The following is a 19,023-nucleotide window of genomic DNA, read 5'->3' on the forward strand; positions in this document are numbered from 1 at the left end:
GCCTTACTCTTTAATTATTTCCATTCTTCATCTTCTGGTTTTTCTAATCTAAATACACCTGCTGCCTTTAAAGTATTATCAGCAAGCACTCCAAGTTCCTTAGATAATTCATATACAAACTTAGATGATGAGTCCATCTCTTCTGAAGCAGAATTAATCTCTTCAGATAATGCAACAATTTCTTCCGAAGTTTCAGATATATTTTTAATTTTTTCTATAATATGATCACTCTTATTTGATACCTCTTTTGAGCTTTTTTCCAAACTATTCATTGCAGGATTCATATCAATAATTAACTTAGATATATCCTTAAATGCTGATGTTGATGTGTAAATAGTATTATTTTGCTCTTGAATATCTTTAACCATATCACTAGTTTTACTAACTAAATTTTTTGAATTACCTAAAACAGTTCCTACTAATTTATTTATATTTATAGATGATTCCTTAGTTTGTTCAGACAATGCTCTTATTTCTTCTGCAACAACACTAAAACCTCTTCCTGACTCACCAGCTCTTGCTGCCTCAATAGCTGCATTTAATGCTAAAAGATTAGTTTGTTCTGCAATTCCATTAATAAGAACTGAGATCTTATCTACTTCTTCTATATTAGCTTGCATGCTTTGAATAATAGAAACGAATTCATCAAACTTTCCATTAAAGTCTTCAAATGATGTTCTTAGCTTTTCCATATCAGAAAAACTTATGTTAGCTTTGTCATTAACGTTTCTAGACATACTAGTTATGTTATTAGTTGCTTCTAAATTAGTTTCAAGTATGCTCTTAAAATCTGTTAAAATACTTACTATATTTAGTATACTAGCAGATTCCTCTGTTAAATTTGATGTAATTTCTGATACAGACTTTGAAATATTTTCTGCTGAGTTCATTAAGCCTTGAGATGTACAAGTTAATGTATTAGATTTATCATTAACTTCAATAGCTGCACTATTCACATCTCCTAACATTTTTACAACAGCATCTTGCATTGCATCTGTTTCTATAGCTATACCAGCTAATTCATCTTCTCTTTTAAAGTGTTTTTCTCTAATTCTATAAAAGAAGTCTCCTTCTTTTAATAACTGAAAGTGAGTTCTAAATCTGTGTATTAAGGTCGCAAACTTCTCTACTGCTTTATAGATAAAAATTATACCTACCGCTAAAGCCGATAACAATATGCCAGAATAGATTAATATGATTTTATTAATTAATAATCCTATCTCTTGACTTATAGCTTCATCCGCTAAAAGCATCCTTCCAATGAAATATAGCGACAAAATGCTAATTCCATATACTATTGCAAATACCACTGCAACTTTCTTTGTAATAACAATTTTTAAACTTTTTCTATACGTTTTATCGTATTCAGTGTTCATTTGGCATTCCCCCTCGTTATATTATGATTTTTAATAGAAAAATAGCAAGACAAACATGCCTTGCTATCCATAGAGCTAGATACTTGACCATATCGCCTTATTTAATTGTCGTATCATATTTCCTAATTCTTAACATATTATGAACATTTTTTATACTTTGTGAATCTTATTAATAATAAATTCCTATTATCTTAATTTATGAACAAATAATCCACTTCTTAATTTAGGCTCAAACCATGTAGATTTAGGAGGCATTACTTGATTTGTATCAGCCACCTTCATTATATCTACAACTTCTGTAGGATACATAGAAAAAGAAACCTTCATATCCTTATGAACTCTTCTTTCTAATTCACTTAGGCCTCTTATTCCACCAATAAAGTCTATTCTGTCTGATATCCTAACATCCTCTATTCCTAATATAGGTGTAAGAATATTATCTTGTAATATTGCTACATCTAAACTCTTTATAGGATCATATTCATTAAAGCTTCCTTTTTTAGCCTCAAGCAAGTACCACTTATCTTCAATAAACATACCAAATGTATGCTTACTAGATGGTTTTATTTGTACATTTTCTTTAGATTCAGTAATTATAAAGTTATCTTTTAACTTCTCAAAGAATTCATCAGTAGATAATCCATTTAAATCTTTAACTACTCTGTTATAATCCATAACCATTAAATCATTATCCGGAAATGCTACTGCTAAGAAATAATTAAACTCTTCTTCCCCAGTATAGTCAGGATTTTCTTCTCTTCTTTTTAATCCAACCTTAACTGCAGATGCTGATCTATGATGACCATCTGCAATATAAAGATTTTCTATTTCCTTAAATAACGCTATTATTTCTTCTACTATTATTTCATTATCTATAACCCATACTTGATGACCTATTCCATCTTCTGAAATGAAGTCATATACTGGTTTTCTTTTAGTTCCTTCCTTAGTCCATTCTTTAATAACCTCAGAAGTAACCTCATCTTCTCTATAAGTTAAAAATATTGGACCTGTATTCGCATCGCAATAATCAACATGATTTATTCTGTCTAATTCTTTATCAGCCCTTGTATATTCATGTTTTTTTATAACATTATTAAGATAATCATCTATAGATGCACAAAATACTAATCCAGTTTGAGATCTTCCGTTCATTATCTGTCTGTAAATATAAAGGCAAGGTTTCTCATCTTGAATAAATTGACCATCTTCAATCATTTTGTCTAGATTTTCTCTAGCTTTCTCATAAACCTTTTTATCGTGTATATCTACAGAAGGGTCTAAGTCTATTTCTGCCCTATCAATATGAAGAAATGAGTATGGATTATCTATAGCCATATCTCTAGCCTCTTCACTACTCATAACATCATATGGCAATGCTGCTATCTTTGAGGCCAATTCTTCAATTGGTCTTATACCTTTAAACGCCTTAACTATAGCCACTTCCTTTTACCCCCTAATATTTTATAAATTAAAGAATTCTTTTATAGTTGATGCTACCTCATCACCAATTCTTATTTGTGCCTCTTCAGTTGAAGCTCCTATGTGAGGTGTTACACTTACATTAGGATGATTAACTAAAGCTTCATTTGCTGTAGGTTCTTTAGCAAATACATCTATACCTGCTCCAGCTACCTTTCCGCTGTTTAATGCATCTAATAAAGCATCTTCGTCAACAACATTTCCTCTAGCACAATTTATTAGATAGGCTCTATCTTTCATTAATTCGAACTCTTTTTTACCTATTATTGAACCTTTTTCTTTGTCATACGGAACATGCAATGATATAAAGTCAGATTTCTTTAATAAATCTTCAATATCACAGAACTCATATTCTAAGTTATCTTGTTTTCCAAATATATCATTATATATTACAGTCATTCCAAGAGCTGTAGCCTTTTTAGCTAAAGATCTACCTATTCTGCCCATTCCTATAACCCCTAAGGTTTTACCTGCAATTTCTATCCCTTTATATTTCTTCTTATTCCATTGTCCATCTCTCATTGTTACATTTGAATTATTTAAAAATCTTGCAACTGTAAACATATGAGCTAATACTAGTTCTGCAACAGAATCTGAACTTGCATTAGGAGTATTTTTTACTGTAACACCTTTATCATGAGCATGTTTTATATCAATGTTATCAACACCAACACCTGCTCTAACTACTAATTTTAATTTTCCGCCTTCAGCTTTATCTAATACATCAGCTGTAACCTTAGTAGCTGACCTTACAACAAGTGCATCAAAATCCTTTAATGCTTCTCCTAATTTATCTGCTTCTATATGCTCATTAACTACTTCTGCCCCAGCTGCTTTTAAACTCTCTATAGCAGCAGCTTCTAACCCGTCGTTTGTTAACACCTTAATCATAATATATTCCCCCTTAATCTTTGCTTATTACCATATAATTTTGAAGAGTTTAGATAATACTCTAAACTCTCAAAGTTTTATAAGCCTAAAATTTCATCAATATTCTTTAATAATTCTTTTAAATCTTCAACTTTGCAATCTGCCATATGAGCTATTCTAAAAGTCTTATCTTTTAAGCTTCCATATCCATTAGAAATTTGGAAACCTCTTTCCCCAAGTGCTTTGTTTAATGCTGATACATCTATATTCTTTGTATTCTTAACATTAGTAACTGTATTTGATAAATGATTCTTATCTGAATATAATTCAAAATTCTTTTCTGCCCAATCTCTAACTATTTTTGCCATTTCCTTATGTCTTGCAAATCTATTTTCAAGACCTTCCTCATTTAAGATATAATCTAGTTGATAATCTAAAGCAAACATATGAGAAAGTGAAGGAGTTGATGGATATTGGTAATCCTTCTTTTGAATATATTTATATAATTGAAGTAAATCTAAATAATATCCTCTGTTAGGAACTTGTTCAGCTCTCTTTCTTGCTTTCTCAGAGAATGTACAAATTGACATTCCTGGAGGCAATCCAATACACTTTTGAGTTGAAGTAATACAAATATCTATGCCACACTTGTCTACTTCTACCTTACTTCCTGCTGCAGAACTAACCATATCTACTATAAACACAACTTCAGGATATTTTTTTACTATCTCTCCTATTTCTTCAATTGGATTCATTATACCTGTAGATGTTTCATTATGAGTAACTGCTACTAAATCATACTCTCCTGTGGCAAGTGCCTTATCAACCTCTTCTGGATCAACAGCCTTACCCATTTCTACTTCATAAAGATCTGCTTGTACATTATTTGAAACTGCCATCTCGTACCATCTCTTACCAAAAGCACCTACTGAAAATACTGCTGCTTTTTTTGCTGTACAGCATCTTATAGCACCCTCCATAAGTCCACTACCAGAAGTAGTTGAAATAAGAATTTCACTTTCTGTGAAAAATATCTTTCTCATATTATCACTTATTCTTCTTTGTAATGCTGAAGCATCCTTACTTCTATGACCTATCATTGGTTCAGCCATTTTGGCTAATACTTCTGGACGTACTTCTACCGGTCCAGGAATAAATAATTTCTTATGCATGTTTAACCTCCCCCTAATTATCTATATACTTATTGCTTCACTTGAATTTCTAATTAAAAAGCCCCATATGTATTTGTATGAAATACAAGTGTTCTTGTAATGTATATTATATACCATTATTATGAAATTGGGTATACTTTTTTTAAATATTTTTATTTTTAAGATTTATTTATGAATTACTTATATTTACTACCTACAAAACTAAAAACCACTAGTATCTTTACCAGTGGTTTTCATTTTCATCAAAATATAAAACTGATTCAGTTTCTCTACAATACTTTACGCACATACATTGAGATAACTTTCTAGGACATTTATAGCAAAGGCATCTTGTATCATCGCCATTACAATTCCCATTCTTCTTTTCGGGGCATTCTCCACAATTAACTCCAGTACCGGCTGGCATAAAATCATCTCCTTAAACCTTTCAATATAATATAGATTAACATAATAATAGAAGTAAAAGAAGTAATAATTGTAATAAGGGGTAGTAAGGATAATATTTATATAGAGTATTAATAAAAATAAAGCTTCGCATTTGCGAAGCTTTATTTTTACCTATGCTAGAATATCTTTCTTTTTAAATATAATAGTGGATATTGTATAACAAACAACAATAGTTCCAACCATTAAGGCAACTCCAAAGCCTATGCTGAAGTTAGGATTATTAAACATCTGAGATATACTACCATCTATAACACTAACTGTATTTCCATAGTTTAAGAATATTAAATGTCCAAACTTAGATGCTACAGAAGGGGACATCATACAAATCATAGTACTAGCTACACAGACTAATACTGAAATAGCCATACTAATCATACTACTCTTAACTAATGTAGATATCATAAATATAAGAGCACAGCATGCAATTATAAATAATATTTGTAATGCAAACCCTTGGAATAATGCATCTCCTCTTGTTGATAATATTCCACTACCATCAACTTGTGTTAATTGAGGTGCTCCATACTTTTCTACTTCACTATAATCCCATTGGAATCTCATGCCTATTAATTTAGGCATTTTAGCAGCATCAAATCCAGTAAATGCTCCTATCACTCCATAGGCAGCAACTTCTAATCCAGCTATCATAGCTACAACTGTAATAACAACTGCAATAAACTTAGACAAAATAACCTTTGCTCTTGAAATTGGTTGAACTAATAAAAACTTTAATGTAGCTGGTGTAGATTCACCTGAAACAATATCACTCATAAACACAGCAATACCTGCTGCTAATATTATTAAACCTACAACTTGCATAAATTGCATTCCAACATTTGTAGGATAGAACTCCCACTCTTCTACTGGTTTTACTCCAGCATCTAAATATGAATTTATTTCTGCCAGTCTTTGTTTCTCATGTGTCTTATATCTATCAGGATAACTTGTATCATCTAAAACTTCTTGAATATTTTTCTTTTCTTGTTCTAATGTTTTTCTCCACAAATTAGGGTCATCAGGATTCTTCTTTCTTTCCTCTTGAAGCTTAATCTCTTCCTTTAAGCTAATTATATATTGCTTTTGCTCCTCTATTGCTTCCTCTGCCCACTTATCCTTGTATGTCTCTAACTCTTTTAAGTGATCTTCAGCATATTGGATAGAGCTATTTAAAGATTCTATTCTACCCTCTGGAGTATTATTGTAAGCTATATTTTTTGCATCTATATTACTTATAATTCCAATTCCAACTACACAAATAGCAAACAATGCAAATACAATCCATGTTTTAGATCTTTTAGATATCTTAATTAATTCATTTTTTATTAATGTAAATATCATTATCTTATCCCTCCTTCAACAAGCTCCATATATCTTTGTTCAAGTCCTTTTCTATTCTTATAAATTTCTTCAACTAACACATTATTCTTTAATAATACTTTTAATAATTCCGTTGTTTTTCCTGTTTCAACTATTATATGAATTTCCTCATCTATAACTGTTGATGAATTTACGAACCCAATGTCTTTCAATACTTTTACAGCTTGTTCCTTATTGCTTGAAACAACTAATGTTAGACTATCCAATTCAGTTTCCATGCTATTATCATGAATATCTTCTACAGACTTAATAACTCCATTATTTATAAATGCAACTCTATCACAAAGATTTTGAACCTCACTTAATATATGGGAAGAAATAAATACAGCCATTCCTCTTTCTCTTGCTGCCTTCTTTACAACATCTCTAAAATCTATAATTCCTGAAGGGTCTAACCCGTTTGTAGGCTCATCTAAAATCAATAACTTAGGATTTCCTATTAATGCAGTAGCTAATCCAAGTCTTTGTTTCATTCCTAAAGAATACTTTCTTACTTTATCATCTATTCTATCTTTAAGACCAACTAAATCTATTAATTCTTCTACTTCTTCTTTAGATACTTTTCTTATCCTTGCTATTTGCATAAGATTTTCTCTACCAGAAAGATATTTATAAAGTTCCGGATTTTCTACAACTGCACCAACATTTTTAAGCGCTTGCTCTTTTTCTGATAAAACACTTTTACCACATACTACTATTTCCCCTTCATTTGGAGATATTAATCCAACAAGCATTCTTATAGTTGTTGTTTTACCTGCACCGTTTGGTCCTAAGAAACCAAAAATTTCTCCTTCATTTACAGATAAATCTAAACCTTTAATAATTTCTCTTTTGCCAAGTTTTTTCTTTACCCCTTTTACTTCTAAAACTTTCATATGTTCTCCTCCTAAAATTCTATATCCTAATGATAAACAACAATACTTAAAAATAAACAATCTAAAACCTTAGTTTTTTCTTAACATATTCTTAAATTATATTATTTATATAAAAAATCTCCAAGGCGACTGTGGAGCTGTCGATTTTTTTCGCCCATCTGCATAAGTGATATTCCAAATTTAAATTTGGTAAATAGAACTTACTCATTAGAGTTTCCGAAGCTTGCCTGAGGAAAATCTTGCAAGGGCATATATTTTATTTTTTTATTCTTTATGAAGAAATGAACTAATGTATTACTAAATTGTTGAAGCTACCCACAACTTAATTGAATCTATAATTTTCTAAAGAATAAAAAAGCTCACCTATTAAGTGAGCTCAAAACTACATAAACAATTTAAATATTACTAAAACAGCTACCCCTGGTATTCCTAAAAATCCTGCTACAAGAGCTGTTATCCAGTTGACTCCAATAAGATTTGGATATCCAACTTGTCCACCTATAAAATTAACTAAGTATAATAAAATAACACCAAATACACCATTAAGAAGTATCTTTAAAGGCCACTTAAATAACTTTAAAATAATAAATAATATGACTAGCCCTACTATACCAAATATTATTGGATTCATAGTTACTAACTGTGTTAATTCTTCCATTAAAATCCCCCCATTTACTTTACTCTGCCATTCTTATGCACCTATCTAATATATATTCATTACTTACTCTAATATCTCTTTCTTTCGCCAAAGAAAGCAAATATTCATATCTTTTTAATGCAACTTCTTCAGCATAGATAGCAAGTTCAATTAATTTTGAGTCCTGTACATTATCGAATGTGCTTCTTGCTGCTTCAAGTTCTGCCTTGGCATCTTCAATTGCATCTACAATATCTAATCCTTCATTTTCATTTTCCTTAATACCTGTAATATATTGAATTATATTCTTTTTATTCACAACTACCCCTCCAAACTTATTTATCTAGATTATTTCCATTTTTTAGAGGTAGTATACAAGTACTCAAAAAAAATTTGGAACACATTTCACTATATCCCATATATTAATTCTATAAGAAGCTTTTCACTCATTATCAAACAAAACTTCTAAAACTCCCATCTATCTATTAAGGGGCCCAATGTAAATTGTGGCCCTCCTTTTTATTTCCACATTATATTTCAGTTCTACCTTCTAAGGCTTTAGATAGAGTTACTTCATCTGCATACTCTAAATCTCCACCTACTGGAATTCCAGCTGCAATTCTTGTTACCTTAACATCTAGAGGTTTTAAGATCTTAGATATGTACATAGCTGTTGCCTCTCCCTCAATATTGGGATTAGTTGCAACTATAACTTCTTTTATGTCTTCTCTCATTCTAGATACTAATTCTCTTATTCTAATATCTTGTGGACCTCTTCCTTGCATAGGAGAAATATTTCCGTGCAGAACGTGATAAAGCCCATTAAATTCCTTTACCTTTTCCATGGTCATAATATCTTTAGGTTGCTCTACTACACAAATTACGCCCTTATCTCTATTAGGATTTGAACATATTGCACATGGGTCACTATCAGTAAAGTTCCCACAAACCGAACAGTATTTTATAGTTCCTCTCGCCTTAACTAACGCTCCTGCAAATTCTTTAACCTCATCTTCAGGTAAATTTAATACATGTAGAGCTAGTCTTTGAGCTGTCTTTTGTCCTATACTGGGTAACTTTGCAAATTCTTCTATTAGTTTTTCTATAGCTACTGGATAAAAATCCATCTCTCTCATTCCTTTCAGTAAAAAGGCATACAGGAATAATTTATACCTGTATGCCTTAAATAATTTCCTAGAATAAACCAGGCATCTTTAAACCACCTGTTAATTTACCCATCTTATTAGCTGTTTCTTCATCAGCTTTTCTTAAAGCTTCATTTACAGCACTAAGTACTAAATCTTCTAACATTTCCACATCATCTGGATCTACTACTTCTGGTTTTATGTTAATTCCTAAAACTTCTTTCTTTCCATTTACACGAACTGAAATAGCTCCTCCACCAACTGAAGCTTCAAATTCAGCAGCTTCAACTTCTTTTTGCATTTCTTCCATTTGCTTTTGCATTGCTTGAGCTTGCTTCATTAAGTTATTAATATTTCCTCCGCCGAAGCCACCTGGAAATCCACCTCTTGCCATAATCAATTCCTCCTTACAAAATATATATTTTATATTATATAGTATTTTTTAATTCAATTCTATCTTTTATTCATCTATTATTTCTAATGCAGATTCTCCTAATGCCTGTAAAAGAACTTCTTCAGGGTTTCTTTCTGCTTCTTCTTTAGTTTCAACAGTAAATCTAACCTTTAATCTCTCTCTCATTACTTCTGAAACTACTTCATTAATAACCTTTATGTTATCAGGTTTTTCTAACCTTATTTTATTAAATGCATACTCTTCTTCATATTTTATTAAAACAATCCCATTATTACAGGCTACAGGTCTTCCTGTCATTAATGAGGCATATATAACCATAGCTCTTCTAGCTTTTAAAGCTTCTAATATATCATGCCATGCTCTTTGTATATCTCCAATAGACGTTGTTGCATTAGTATTCACTTCAATAACAGGAGTTTCTGTTACTGCTTGTTCTTTGTTAATTACATCTTGTGTTGCAACTCTTTTTTGCACATTAGATACTTCATCATCCTGATTGCTACCTTGTTGTGCTTGAGCCACTTGTATCTTTCCACTCTTTATTACTTCTTCTAATCTATTTATTCTAGCAAGAATTACTTCACTAGATGTATCATATTCAATTTTACACATTTTTATTGTAGCTAATTCTAAATATAGTCTTGCTTGTTTACTAATCTTAGCATTACCCTCTGCCTCTTGAAGTATTCTAATATCTCTCATTATTTCTTCTACTCTTATTCTAGAGCCTTGCTCTTTTATAAGATTTATATTTTCCATAGACATATCTAACACTTCTTCAGGATTATTAGTTACTTTTGCCATTAATAAATTTCTAAAATGTCCTGTTAAATCCTTAATAAATAAATTTATATCCTTACCTGCATAAACTACTTCTTCAATAATGTTCATTGCTTTTTGTATGTTTCTTTCTATTATTGCTGAAGTTATATTAAACAAGTATTCATTAGTTACTAATCCAAGCATTCCAACTACGCTATCATAATTAACAGAACCATCCCCCATTGCAATTGATTGATCCAATATACTTAATGCATCTCTCATAGCACCATCAGAAACTCTGGAAATAAGCTCCAAACTTTTTTCATCTGCTAAAACTCCCTGAGCACCTACTATTTTTCTTAATCTATCTGAAATATCTGACTTACTAATTCTCTTAAAGTCAAATCTTTGACATCTAGAAAGTATAGTTATAGGTAACTTTTGAGGGTCAGTAGTTGCCAAAATAAATATTACGTTAGCTGGTGGTTCTTCTAGTGTTTTTAGGAAAGCATTTACTGCTCCCATAGATAACATATGAACCTCGTCCATTATATATACTTTAAATCTAGCTTCCTGTGGAGGATATTTCGCATCATCAATTATATCTCTAATCTTATCTACTCCATTATTAGAAGCAGCATCTAATTCTGTGACATCTATCGCTAATCCCTCATTTATCTTCTTGCACATTTCACATTCATTGCAAGGTTCTCCATTCACAGGATTAAGACAATTTAAAGCCTTTGCCATAACTTTTGCAGTAGAAGTTTTTCCTGTTCCTCTAGTTCCACAAAAAAGATAAGCATGAGCAATTCTATCATTTTGTATTTGATTTTTTAATGTAGTTGTTATGTGTTCTTGACCTACTACATCTTCAAAATTTTTAGGTCTCCATTCTCTATATAAGGCTGTATATGCCAAGGTCTTCACCTCTCTACTCTTGTTAAATCCTACATTTCTTATTATACACTACTGCAGAACATATTAGTAAATAATTATTTAATATGTTAAAATAGTTTAGATACTATTTTTAGGGAGGTTAATTATGAGTCTTTACGATGAAAAATATTTATCTATAGTAAAAGACATTCTAGATAATGGGTATTATGATAATAATAGAACTGGAATGCCTACGTATAAGTTGCCACATCAAATAATGCAATTTAATCTTCAAAAAGAGTTTCCTATCCTAACAACTAAGTTTGTTGCTTTTAAAACAGCCGTTAAAGAAATGCTTTGGATTTATCAAAAGCAATCTAATGTAGTTGAAGATTTAAGACAAATGAACGTTAAGATTTGGAATGAATGGGAAGGTGAAGATGGTACTATCGGTAAAGCCTATGGATACCAAGTAAAAAAATTTCACCAAATAGATAATCTAATAGAAGCATTAAAGAACAATCCTCAAGATAGAAGAATGATGTTGAATCTTTGGAACTGGGAAGACCTTCCTGAGATGAGCCTTGCTCCTTGCTGTTTCTTAACTATGTGGGATGTTACTGACGGTCACCTAAACTGTATGTTAATTCAAAGATCCGGTGATATGCCTTTAGGAGTTCCTTTTAACAGTGCTCAATTTTCAGTTCTAACTCATATGCTAGCACAAGTTACAGGATTAAAGCCTGGCTTATTTACTCATGTAATTAATAATGCTCATATATATGAAAACCAAATTGAGGGTATAGAAGTACAAATTACTAGAGCAAATGATGCATATTCTGCTCCTAAATTATGGTTAAACCCTGAAATAAAAGACTTTTATGAATTTACAATTGATGATATTAAATTAATAGACTATGAATATCATCCTGCAATTAAAATGGAGGTGTCTGTTTAATGCTTTCAATTATTGTTGCTATAGCAGAAAACAACTTAATAGGTGGAGACAACAAACTACTATGGCATTTATCTGAAGACTTAAAAAGATTTAAAGAAATAACCATGGATAATACCCTAATAATGGGTAGAAAAACCTTTGAATCATTACCTGGAGTTCTTCCTGGTAGAAAACATATAGTTATAACTAGAGATGAAAATTATAAAGTTGATTCTAATCAAGTTGAAATAGTACATAATATTCAAGATGTTATAAATGAATATGCAAATAATAGTGAAAATGCCTTCGTAATTGGTGGAGGAGAAATATACAATACAACTTTTCCTTATTGTAGCAAGTTATATCTTACAAAAATTAAAAGAAGTTTTTCAGGAGATACTTATTTCCCTGATATAGACTTTAGTAAGTGGAAAATCACCTATTCTTCTGGTGAAAAGAAAGATCCTAAAAACGGAATAGAATTTGAATATATTAATTTAGATAGACAATAAGAAAAAGAGGGATTTTAAGCAAAGCTTAAATTCCCTCTCTTTCTTATCCTATTGTCCTATATTGTTAATCCTATTGAAGAGTAACCTAAATATTTCTTGTATATCATAAAAAAAGCCTTTCCTTTATTTTAAGAAAGGTGTACATAATAAAACCGTGCACCCTAGTTCGATTATAAATCATACGCGTTACCTATGCAGTTAGCTCAAGCCAGATTAATCCACGGCACACGAAAGTGACCACTTATCGCTGCTTCCTTCCGGACCTGACGAGGTTCATGGGTTCCATTGCGTGGGACCCGACTATCAACACCACTTACATAGGGCAGACCATACTCATTATAGCCTCCCTAGGGAATTCAATCCTGCTATAGCGGATTGCAGGTTACAAGGCACCGCTAACTCCCCATCTAGCACGGCATTGGCGGAGAGAGTGGGATTTGAACCCACGATAGAGTTTCCCCTATACACGCGTTCCAGGCGTGCTCCTTCGACCACTCGGACATCTCTCCAAGATATACTATTGTTTTTAATACTTCCTTATAATATCATAGATATAATTCTAATTCAATAGAATATTTCTTCCTTAAAATTTTATAAAAGAATTATTCACAAATTGAATATACTATGCAATTTGCTACAGTCCTCAATTTTACTTCTTCTTTCTATAAATATATACTAATAAAAATATACTTATAACTATTCCTAATATACTTACTATCTGAGCTATTCTTAATCCAAAGAACATTAAGCTATCTGTTCTTAATCCTTCAATAAAGAATCTTCCTAAAGAATACAATCCTATATAACTAGAAATAACAATTCCATCGGTTCCTTCTTTTTTCTTATACAAAATAAATATTAAAATTCCGCAAACTAATAAATTCCATATTGATTCATATAAGAAAGTTGGATGATAATAATTTCCTCTTATATACATTCCATCTTGTATAAACTTAGGAAAACGACTTATAAATTCAGCAGATACAGAGCCACCATGAGCTTCTGAATTCATGAAATTTCCCCATCTTCCTATAGCTTGAGCTAAAATTAAAGATGGAGCTACAACATCCATATACTCTAATAAATTTATCTTCTTCACTTTTGCAAAAATATATGCAGCTAAAAAAGCTCCTATAAGTCCACCATGAATAGCCAAGCCACCTTGTCTTATATTAAATATATCTATAAGATTGTTTCTATACCTATCAAATTCAAAAGCTACATAATATAATCTTGCTCCAATAATTGCACAAGGAAATGCAATTAAAAATCCATCTGTTAATAAATCAAAACTTAAATTTTTCTTTTTACAGTTAAAATAAGCTAATGCTAAAGCAACCATTACTCCTAATCCTATTAATAATCCATACCACCTTACTTCTAATCCAAATAACTCAAATGCAATTGGGTTGTTCATAAACTATAATCTCCTCTTCTGTAAAATTCCATTCCTCTTTAAATGAAAAAAATTTTTTAATATATCACTACATCGTTCATCATAAGTCCATATAACATTAACAAAGGAATTTAACCTTCTATTGTCTACTAAATTAACTACAGAACCACAAGCACCCATATCTTTATTAAATGTACCTATATATAACCTTGATATTCTACTTTGCAAAATAGCTCCTGCACACATTGGACAAGGTTCTAATGTAACATACATTTCACATCCATTTAATCTCCAATCTCCAATGTTACTGCAAGCCTCTCTTATTGCTATAATCTCAGCATGTTCAGTAGGATTACTCTTTTTTTCTTTTTGATTATAACCTCTTCCTATAATAATGCCATCTTTCACAACTATAGCACCAACTGGTATCTCTTCTGCCTCCATAGCCTTTTCAGCTTCTATTAAAGCATACTTCATAAAGTCCATAAACTATTTCTCCTATATAACTATAGAGGAAGTTAAATAACCTCCTCTATACATTAAGTAAATATTCTAACTTTCTTAATCCTATTTTTATCTACTTCTTCTACAACGAATCTGATGTTATTAATAAGAACCTCTTCTTTTTCTTCAGGTATTCTTCCAAGTTCTCCTATTACTAATCCACCTACAGAATCTAACTCCTCAGACTCCATACTTACTCCTATAAGATCACTTATATCATTAAGTCTAGCACTTCCGTCTACTATATATTCGTCTTCTTTTACTACCTCAATCATTTCATCTTCATCGTCATACTCGTCTTCTATTTCACCAACTATTTCTTCAATTAAATCTTCGATAGTTATTATTCCAACAGTTCCACCATACTCATCTAAAACTATAGACATGTGGTTTTTACTCTTTTTCATTTCCTTAAATACTTCTGTTATTTTCTTAAATTCAAATGTATAGAAAGGCTCTCTTGTATAATCTGTAACCTTAAAATCTTCTTCATTTATATCTGCTATTATCAAATCTTTAACATTAAGTATTCCTATAATATTATCAATAGTTTCCTTATAAACAGGAATTCTAGAAAATTGTTCCATTTTTATTATTTCCAAAACTTCTTTATATGTGGATTCAACATCTATAGCAGTTATATCAACTCTTTGAACCATTATATCTTCAACTTGCATATCTGCAAAATCAAAAACATTAAATATCATTTCTTTTTCTACATCTTCAAGAACGCCTTCTTCTTCGCTTACACCAACCATTGTCTTTAATTCTTCCTGCGTTATAAATGGCTCAGACGCTTTAGGATTTCCTCCAAGAAGCCTAATAAATATAGATGAGATTCCAGTAAATACACTAACAAGCGGTCTAAAAACAGATACCACTAGTTTAATAGGCTTACTAACAAATAATGATACGTTTTCTGACTTTTGTTTTGCAATTGATTTAGGTGTTATTTCACCAAATATAAGTATTAATATAGTCATAACTAAGGTTACTACAGTAACAGCCTTATCACTACCTCCAAATAACTTTAAAGCTAATGAAGTAGCCAATGACGATGCTCCTATATTAACTATATTGTTTCCTATAAGTATTGCTCCCAGAAGCTTGTTTGGGTCTTCAATTAAATTTTCCACAAGCTTTGCGCCTTTTACATTTTCATCTACCATATGCCTAATTCTTATCTTACTTAAAGACATAAGTGCTGTCTCTGACATCGAGAAAAATCCTGATAATATAATCATTATAACTAATAGAATTATCTCAAACGTGTAACTAGAGTCCAACTATAATCACTCTCCTAATTCTCCTAAATATATTTTAATATTTATTATATCATAATATTTCTATTTTTTATATTAACTATTATGCCTAGAAATTCTAATATTAATATCATGTACAAATCTAATTTATAAAAAAAGTACTCAAGATTTTCTTGAGTACTTGGTATCCCCAGTAGGAATCGAACCTACATCTATCCCTTAGGAGGGGACTATTCTATCCATTGAACTATGAGGACATATTTAATTAAATTACATATAGATTTTATTACACTTGCCATTAGTTGTCAACTTTATAACTCTCTTAATTCTATATAACGCTAAAATAGAAGTCCTCAAAACTAGAGGACTTCTTACTTAAACCATTTGAACTTTTGAATTTTCTTTAAATAAAACTCTAGCACCCTTAACCGTTATAGATATTAAAGGCCAAGATAAAACTGTAAATATTCCTGCTATACCCCATTCTCTAATTGTTAATGGTGACAAACTAAATACTTCCCTACCAATTGGCGTCGTATAGCATAATACAATACAACTTATCATACATATTACTAATACAAATTTAAATTTAGTAATAGGAAAAGATAATCTAATTAATATAATTAAACTTATACCTGCAAATATTAGTAGGGCTATAGACCTACTAACTTCTATACTCGCCCCTGATAAGTAACTCATTATATATCCTGCTGTAGTAAAAGTAACCATAAGCACACCATTAGGAATACTTGTTGTTAATATTCTTTTTAAGAATCCGCTCTTTACCCTACCTCTAGATGGCAATAAAGCTAAAAAGAATGCAGGTATACCTATTGCACAACTACCAACTAAAGAAGCCTGTATTGGTAATAGTGGATAAGGTAGCATTAATGCTGAAAAAATAAATGCTAAACATACAAAAAACACCGTTTTTGATAGAAATAACTCTGCCACTCTTTCTAGGTTATTTATTTGCTTTCTTCCCTCTTCAACTATATGAGGCAATGCTCCAAAATCAGAATTTAGAAGTACTAGCTGGGCTACAGCTCTTGTTGCATCCGAACCATTAGCCATGGCTATTCCACAATCAGATTCTTTTAATGCTAATACATCATTTACCCCATCTCCTGTCATTGCAACAGTATGACCATTAGCTTGTAATGCTTTTATAATATCCTTCTTTTGATGTGGGGTTACTCTTCCAAAAATAGTATACTCATCTATAACTTTTTTTAATTCTTCAATATCCTCCGGTAAAGTTCTTGCATCTACATACTTATCCCAGTTTTTTAAGCCAGCTCTCATTGCTACTGCTGAAACAGTAACTGGATTATCTCCTGATATTACTCTTAAATTAACTCCTTCTTCTTTAAAATATTTTAATACTCTTGGAGCTTCCTCCTTAATAACATCTTCTATATAAATTAACGCCTCTTCTTTAACTTGCTCCTTAATTCCATTTTTTAGAGAAGATTGACCCATTCTTCCTAACAGTAAAATTCTTCTTCCTTTTCTAGCTTCCTTCTCAATTTTCTCACTAAACTTACTGTATCTATCACCCAATAATATTTCAGGTGCACCTAATATCCAAGCTTCTTCACCTTTTATTACTATTCCTCCCCACTTTCTTCTAGATGAAAATGGTACTTTTTCTAATACATCTAAGGTAGCACAATCTTTATATCTTTCTAATATAGCTAATTGAGTTGGATTTTTATTGGGTAAATTATGTACTAATGTTGATAATGCTATGTCTACTAGTTCTTTATCACTATTTCCTATTAACTCAACATTAACTAAATTAAGCTTTCCTTCTGTAATTGTACCTGTTTTATCAACACATAACACATCAACTCTAGCTAAAACTTCTGTTGCCGATAATTGCTGTACTAATGTCTTATATTTTGCAAGCTTAACTACAGATACTATAAAGGTTGCACTTGTTAGAAGAACTAAACCTTCAGGTATCATTCCTACTATTCCAGAAACAGCTCCTAACACTGCACTTCTCCATCCAATATTACTAAAAACTATTTGTGTTGTTGTTAAAATTATTCCTATTGGCACTATTAACCACAATAGAATTTTTATTATTTTGCTTATAGATGATTGCAACTCTGAATTAATTATCTTAAATTTTCTTGCTTCTTCAGCTAATTGAGATGAGTAAGTATTTGCACCTACTTTCTTAACCTCAGCTAATCCTTCACCTGCGATAATAAAACTCCCTGATAATATTTTATCTCCCTTTTCTTTATATACTGAATCAGACTCTCCTGTTAACATAGATTCATCTACTTCTAATTCATCACCATCAATAAGCTCACAATCAGCTAAAACCTGGTTACCCGAATCAAGGTATACAATATCATTTAAAACTAATTCTTCAACACAAACCTTTTTAATCTTTCCATTTCTTAATACCTTGGCATGAGCCATGCTTAAAACAGACAACTCTTCTAAGGTGCTCCTAGCACTTAATTCTTGTACAACTCCAATAATGCTATTTATTATTATTACGCCTGCAAATATAGCATTCTTTGGAGATCCTGCTGCTATACAAACCAAAGCTAATATTATATTTAAGGCATTAAATATATTAAAAAAATTTGCCCTTATCATTTGCCACATTGTTCTTGAAGGCGCCTTTGGTATTTTATTTACTTCTCCTCTTGCAATTCTATCTCTTACTTCATCATCTGTAAGACCCTTGTTGCTATTTCTTACTATAAAGGAGGAGTTGTTGACGTTATCATAAAAACTATTTCTACACTCCATACAATACTCCTTATATCTTTCACAATCCACTTTATAATTTCATTTTACTTTTATAATCTTAAAATACTCTTAAATAAATAGAAAGATTGTATTAATTCTTATTTATATATTGTTATATTTATATATTTTTTTATTTATATATTTTTAAGATTTATTATTTTTAACAAAAAAAGTAGGAGCCTATAACTCAGCTCCTA

At 30.9% G+C, this 19,023-nt stretch carries 18 protein-coding genes, 2 tRNA genes and 1 other RNA gene; 2 read left to right on the plus strand and 19 right to left on the minus strand.

The features are described 5' to 3' along the window. Positions 1-14: 14 nt before the first annotated feature. The 12 genes from DR024_RS16955 to dnaX form a co-directional block, all read right to left on the minus strand. On the minus strand, positions 15-1,376 hold the full coding sequence (locus DR024_RS16955; protein ID WP_027099100.1) for a methyl-accepting chemotaxis protein: 1,362 nt from the start codon (positions 1,374-1,376) through the stop codon (positions 15-17). 186 nt (positions 1,377-1,562) lie between these two features. Further along, complete coding sequence (locus DR024_RS16960) at positions 1,563-2,819, minus strand: DUF1015 domain-containing protein (protein WP_027099101.1); 1,257 nt, start codon at positions 2,817-2,819, stop codon at positions 1,563-1,565. A gap of 21 nt (positions 2,820-2,840) precedes the next feature. Next, positions 2,841-3,749, minus strand: coding sequence for a D-2-hydroxyacid dehydrogenase (locus DR024_RS16965; RefSeq protein WP_027099102.1), 909 nt, complete (start codon positions 3,747-3,749; stop codon positions 2,841-2,843). A gap of 77 nt (positions 3,750-3,826) precedes the next feature. Beyond that, on the minus strand, positions 3,827-4,900 hold the full coding sequence (locus DR024_RS16970) for a pyridoxal-phosphate-dependent aminotransferase family protein (protein WP_027099103.1): 1,074 nt from the start codon (positions 4,898-4,900) through the stop codon (positions 3,827-3,829). A gap of 220 nt (positions 4,901-5,120) precedes the next feature. Continuing rightward, positions 5,121-5,306 carry a hypothetical protein gene (locus DR024_RS16975; RefSeq protein WP_027099104.1) on the minus strand — a complete coding sequence of 62 codons (186 nt, stop codon included), beginning with the start codon at positions 5,304-5,306 and terminating at the stop codon, positions 5,121-5,123. A gap of 152 nt (positions 5,307-5,458) precedes the next feature. After that, the gene (locus tag DR024_RS16980) at positions 5,459-6,685 is read right to left on the minus strand and encodes an ABC transporter permease (RefSeq protein WP_055184949.1); all 1,227 of its coding nucleotides are present in this window, start codon (positions 6,683-6,685) and stop codon (positions 5,459-5,461) included. Next, positions 6,685-7,599, minus strand: a complete 915-nt coding sequence (locus DR024_RS16985) for an ABC transporter ATP-binding protein (RefSeq protein WP_027099106.1) — start codon at positions 7,597-7,599, stop codon at positions 6,685-6,687. The genes DR024_RS16980 and DR024_RS16985 overlap by 1 nt, the downstream gene beginning before the upstream one ends. 382 nt (positions 7,600-7,981) lie before the next feature. Further along, a complete protein-coding gene (locus DR024_RS16990; RefSeq protein WP_373208131.1) occupies positions 7,982-8,257 on the minus strand; it encodes a pro-sigmaK processing inhibitor BofA family protein in 276 nt (91 codons plus the stop codon). 19 nt (positions 8,258-8,276) lie between these two features. Beyond that, the gene (locus DR024_RS16995) at positions 8,277-8,555 is read right to left on the minus strand and encodes a DUF2508 family protein (protein WP_027099108.1); all 279 of its coding nucleotides are present in this window, start codon (positions 8,553-8,555) and stop codon (positions 8,277-8,279) included. Between the two features lie 211 nt (positions 8,556-8,766). Continuing rightward, positions 8,767-9,363: a recombination mediator RecR gene (recR, locus tag DR024_RS17000; protein ID WP_027099109.1), complete on the minus strand. Its 597-nt coding sequence runs from the start codon at positions 9,361-9,363 to the stop codon at positions 8,767-8,769. A gap of 67 nt (positions 9,364-9,430) precedes the next feature. Further along, positions 9,431-9,775, minus strand: a complete 345-nt coding sequence (locus DR024_RS17005; protein ID WP_027099110.1) for a YbaB/EbfC family nucleoid-associated protein — start codon at positions 9,773-9,775, stop codon at positions 9,431-9,433. 66 nt (positions 9,776-9,841) lie between these two features. Continuing rightward, complete coding sequence (gene dnaX, locus DR024_RS17010; protein WP_099314339.1) at positions 9,842-11,479, minus strand: DNA polymerase III subunit gamma/tau; 1,638 nt, start codon at positions 11,477-11,479, stop codon at positions 9,842-9,844. A 124-nt stretch (positions 11,480-11,603) separates the two neighbouring features. Here dnaX and DR024_RS17015 point away from each other — a divergent pair, with 124 nt between their 5' ends. Both DR024_RS17015 and DR024_RS17020 read left to right on the plus strand, forming a co-directional pair. Then, on the plus strand, positions 11,604-12,395 hold the full coding sequence (locus DR024_RS17015) for a thymidylate synthase (protein WP_027099112.1): 792 nt from the start codon (positions 11,604-11,606) through the stop codon (positions 12,393-12,395). Next, positions 12,395-12,886, plus strand: coding sequence for a dihydrofolate reductase (locus tag DR024_RS17020; RefSeq protein WP_027099113.1), 492 nt, complete (start codon positions 12,395-12,397; stop codon positions 12,884-12,886). Before DR024_RS17015 ends, DR024_RS17020 begins: the two co-directional genes overlap by 1 nt. A gap of 152 nt (positions 12,887-13,038) precedes the next feature. Here the strand turns inward: DR024_RS17020 and ffs are convergent. The 7 genes from ffs to DR024_RS17055 form a co-directional block, all read right to left on the minus strand. Beyond that, positions 13,039-13,302, minus strand: an RNA gene (ffs, locus tag DR024_RS17025) — signal recognition particle sRNA large type. A 3-nt stretch (positions 13,303-13,305) separates the two neighbouring features. Then, a tRNA-Ser gene (locus DR024_RS17030) sits at positions 13,306-13,395 on the minus strand. Positions 13,396-13,535: 140 nt separating this feature from the next. After that, positions 13,536-14,303 (minus strand): prolipoprotein diacylglyceryl transferase, encoded by a 768-nt coding sequence (lgt, locus tag DR024_RS17035; protein WP_027099114.1) that lies wholly within the window; start codon positions 14,301-14,303, stop codon positions 13,536-13,538. Positions 14,304-14,306: 3 nt separating this feature from the next. Continuing rightward, the gene (locus DR024_RS17040) at positions 14,307-14,768 is read right to left on the minus strand and encodes a nucleoside deaminase (RefSeq protein WP_027099115.1); all 462 of its coding nucleotides are present in this window, start codon (positions 14,766-14,768) and stop codon (positions 14,307-14,309) included. A gap of 53 nt (positions 14,769-14,821) precedes the next feature. Next, positions 14,822-16,072, minus strand: a complete 1,251-nt coding sequence (locus DR024_RS17045; protein ID WP_027099116.1) for an HlyC/CorC family transporter — start codon at positions 16,070-16,072, stop codon at positions 14,822-14,824. A gap of 158 nt (positions 16,073-16,230) precedes the next feature. Continuing rightward, positions 16,231-16,305, minus strand: a tRNA-Arg gene (locus DR024_RS17050). Between the two features lie 118 nt (positions 16,306-16,423). Beyond that, on the minus strand, positions 16,424-18,826 hold the full coding sequence (locus DR024_RS17055) for a cation-translocating P-type ATPase (protein ID WP_099314342.1): 2,403 nt from the start codon (positions 18,824-18,826) through the stop codon (positions 16,424-16,426). Between the last annotated feature and the right edge of the window lie 197 nt (positions 18,827-19,023).

This window comes from Clostridium paraputrificum, assembly GCF_900447045.1.
Classification (GTDB): Bacteria; Bacillota; Clostridia; order Clostridiales; family Clostridiaceae; genus Clostridium; species Clostridium paraputrificum.

What these genes read in the sequence shown, in the direction of transcription:
- DR024_RS17040 (WP_027099115.1), bottom strand. Translation starts at nt 14,768, where the DNA reads ATGGACTTTATGAAGTATGCTTTAATAGAAGCTGAAAAGGCTATGGAG.
- DR024_RS17015 (WP_027099112.1), top strand. Translation starts at nt 11,604, where the DNA reads ATGAGTCTTTACGATGAAAAATATTTATCTATAGTAAAAGACATTCTA.
- DR024_RS16985 (WP_027099106.1), bottom strand. Translation starts at nt 7,599, where the DNA reads ATGAAAGTTTTAGAAGTAAAAGGGGTAAAGAAAAAACTTGGCAAAAGA.
- DR024_RS16980 (WP_055184949.1), bottom strand. Translation starts at nt 6,685, where the DNA reads ATGATATTTACATTAATAAAAAATGAATTAATTAAGATATCTAAAAGA.
- DR024_RS16990 (WP_373208131.1), bottom strand. Translation starts at nt 8,257, where the DNA reads ATGGAAGAATTAACACAGTTAGTAACTATGAATCCAATAATATTTGGT.
- DR024_RS16965 (WP_027099102.1), bottom strand. Translation starts at nt 3,749, where the DNA reads ATGATTAAGGTGTTAACAAACGACGGGTTAGAAGCTGCTGCTATAGAG.
- DR024_RS16975 (WP_027099104.1), bottom strand. Translation starts at nt 5,306, where the DNA reads ATGCCAGCCGGTACTGGAGTTAATTGTGGAGAATGCCCCGAAAAGAAG.
- lgt (WP_027099114.1), bottom strand. Translation starts at nt 14,303, where the DNA reads ATGAACAACCCAATTGCATTTGAGTTATTTGGATTAGAAGTAAGGTGG.
- DR024_RS17055 (WP_099314342.1), bottom strand. Translation starts at nt 18,826, where the DNA reads ATGGAGTGTAGAAATAGTTTTTATGATAACGTCAACAACTCCTCCTTT.
- DR024_RS16955 (WP_027099100.1), bottom strand. Translation starts at nt 1,376, where the DNA reads ATGAACACTGAATACGATAAAACGTATAGAAAAAGTTTAAAAATTGTT.
- recR (WP_027099109.1), bottom strand. Translation starts at nt 9,363, where the DNA reads ATGGATTTTTATCCAGTAGCTATAGAAAAACTAATAGAAGAATTTGCA.
- DR024_RS17020 (WP_027099113.1), top strand. Translation starts at nt 12,395, where the DNA reads ATGCTTTCAATTATTGTTGCTATAGCAGAAAACAACTTAATAGGTGGA.
- DR024_RS16970 (WP_027099103.1), bottom strand. Translation starts at nt 4,900, where the DNA reads ATGCATAAGAAATTATTTATTCCTGGACCGGTAGAAGTACGTCCAGAA.
- DR024_RS17005 (WP_027099110.1), bottom strand. Translation starts at nt 9,775, where the DNA reads ATGGCAAGAGGTGGATTTCCAGGTGGCTTCGGCGGAGGAAATATTAAT.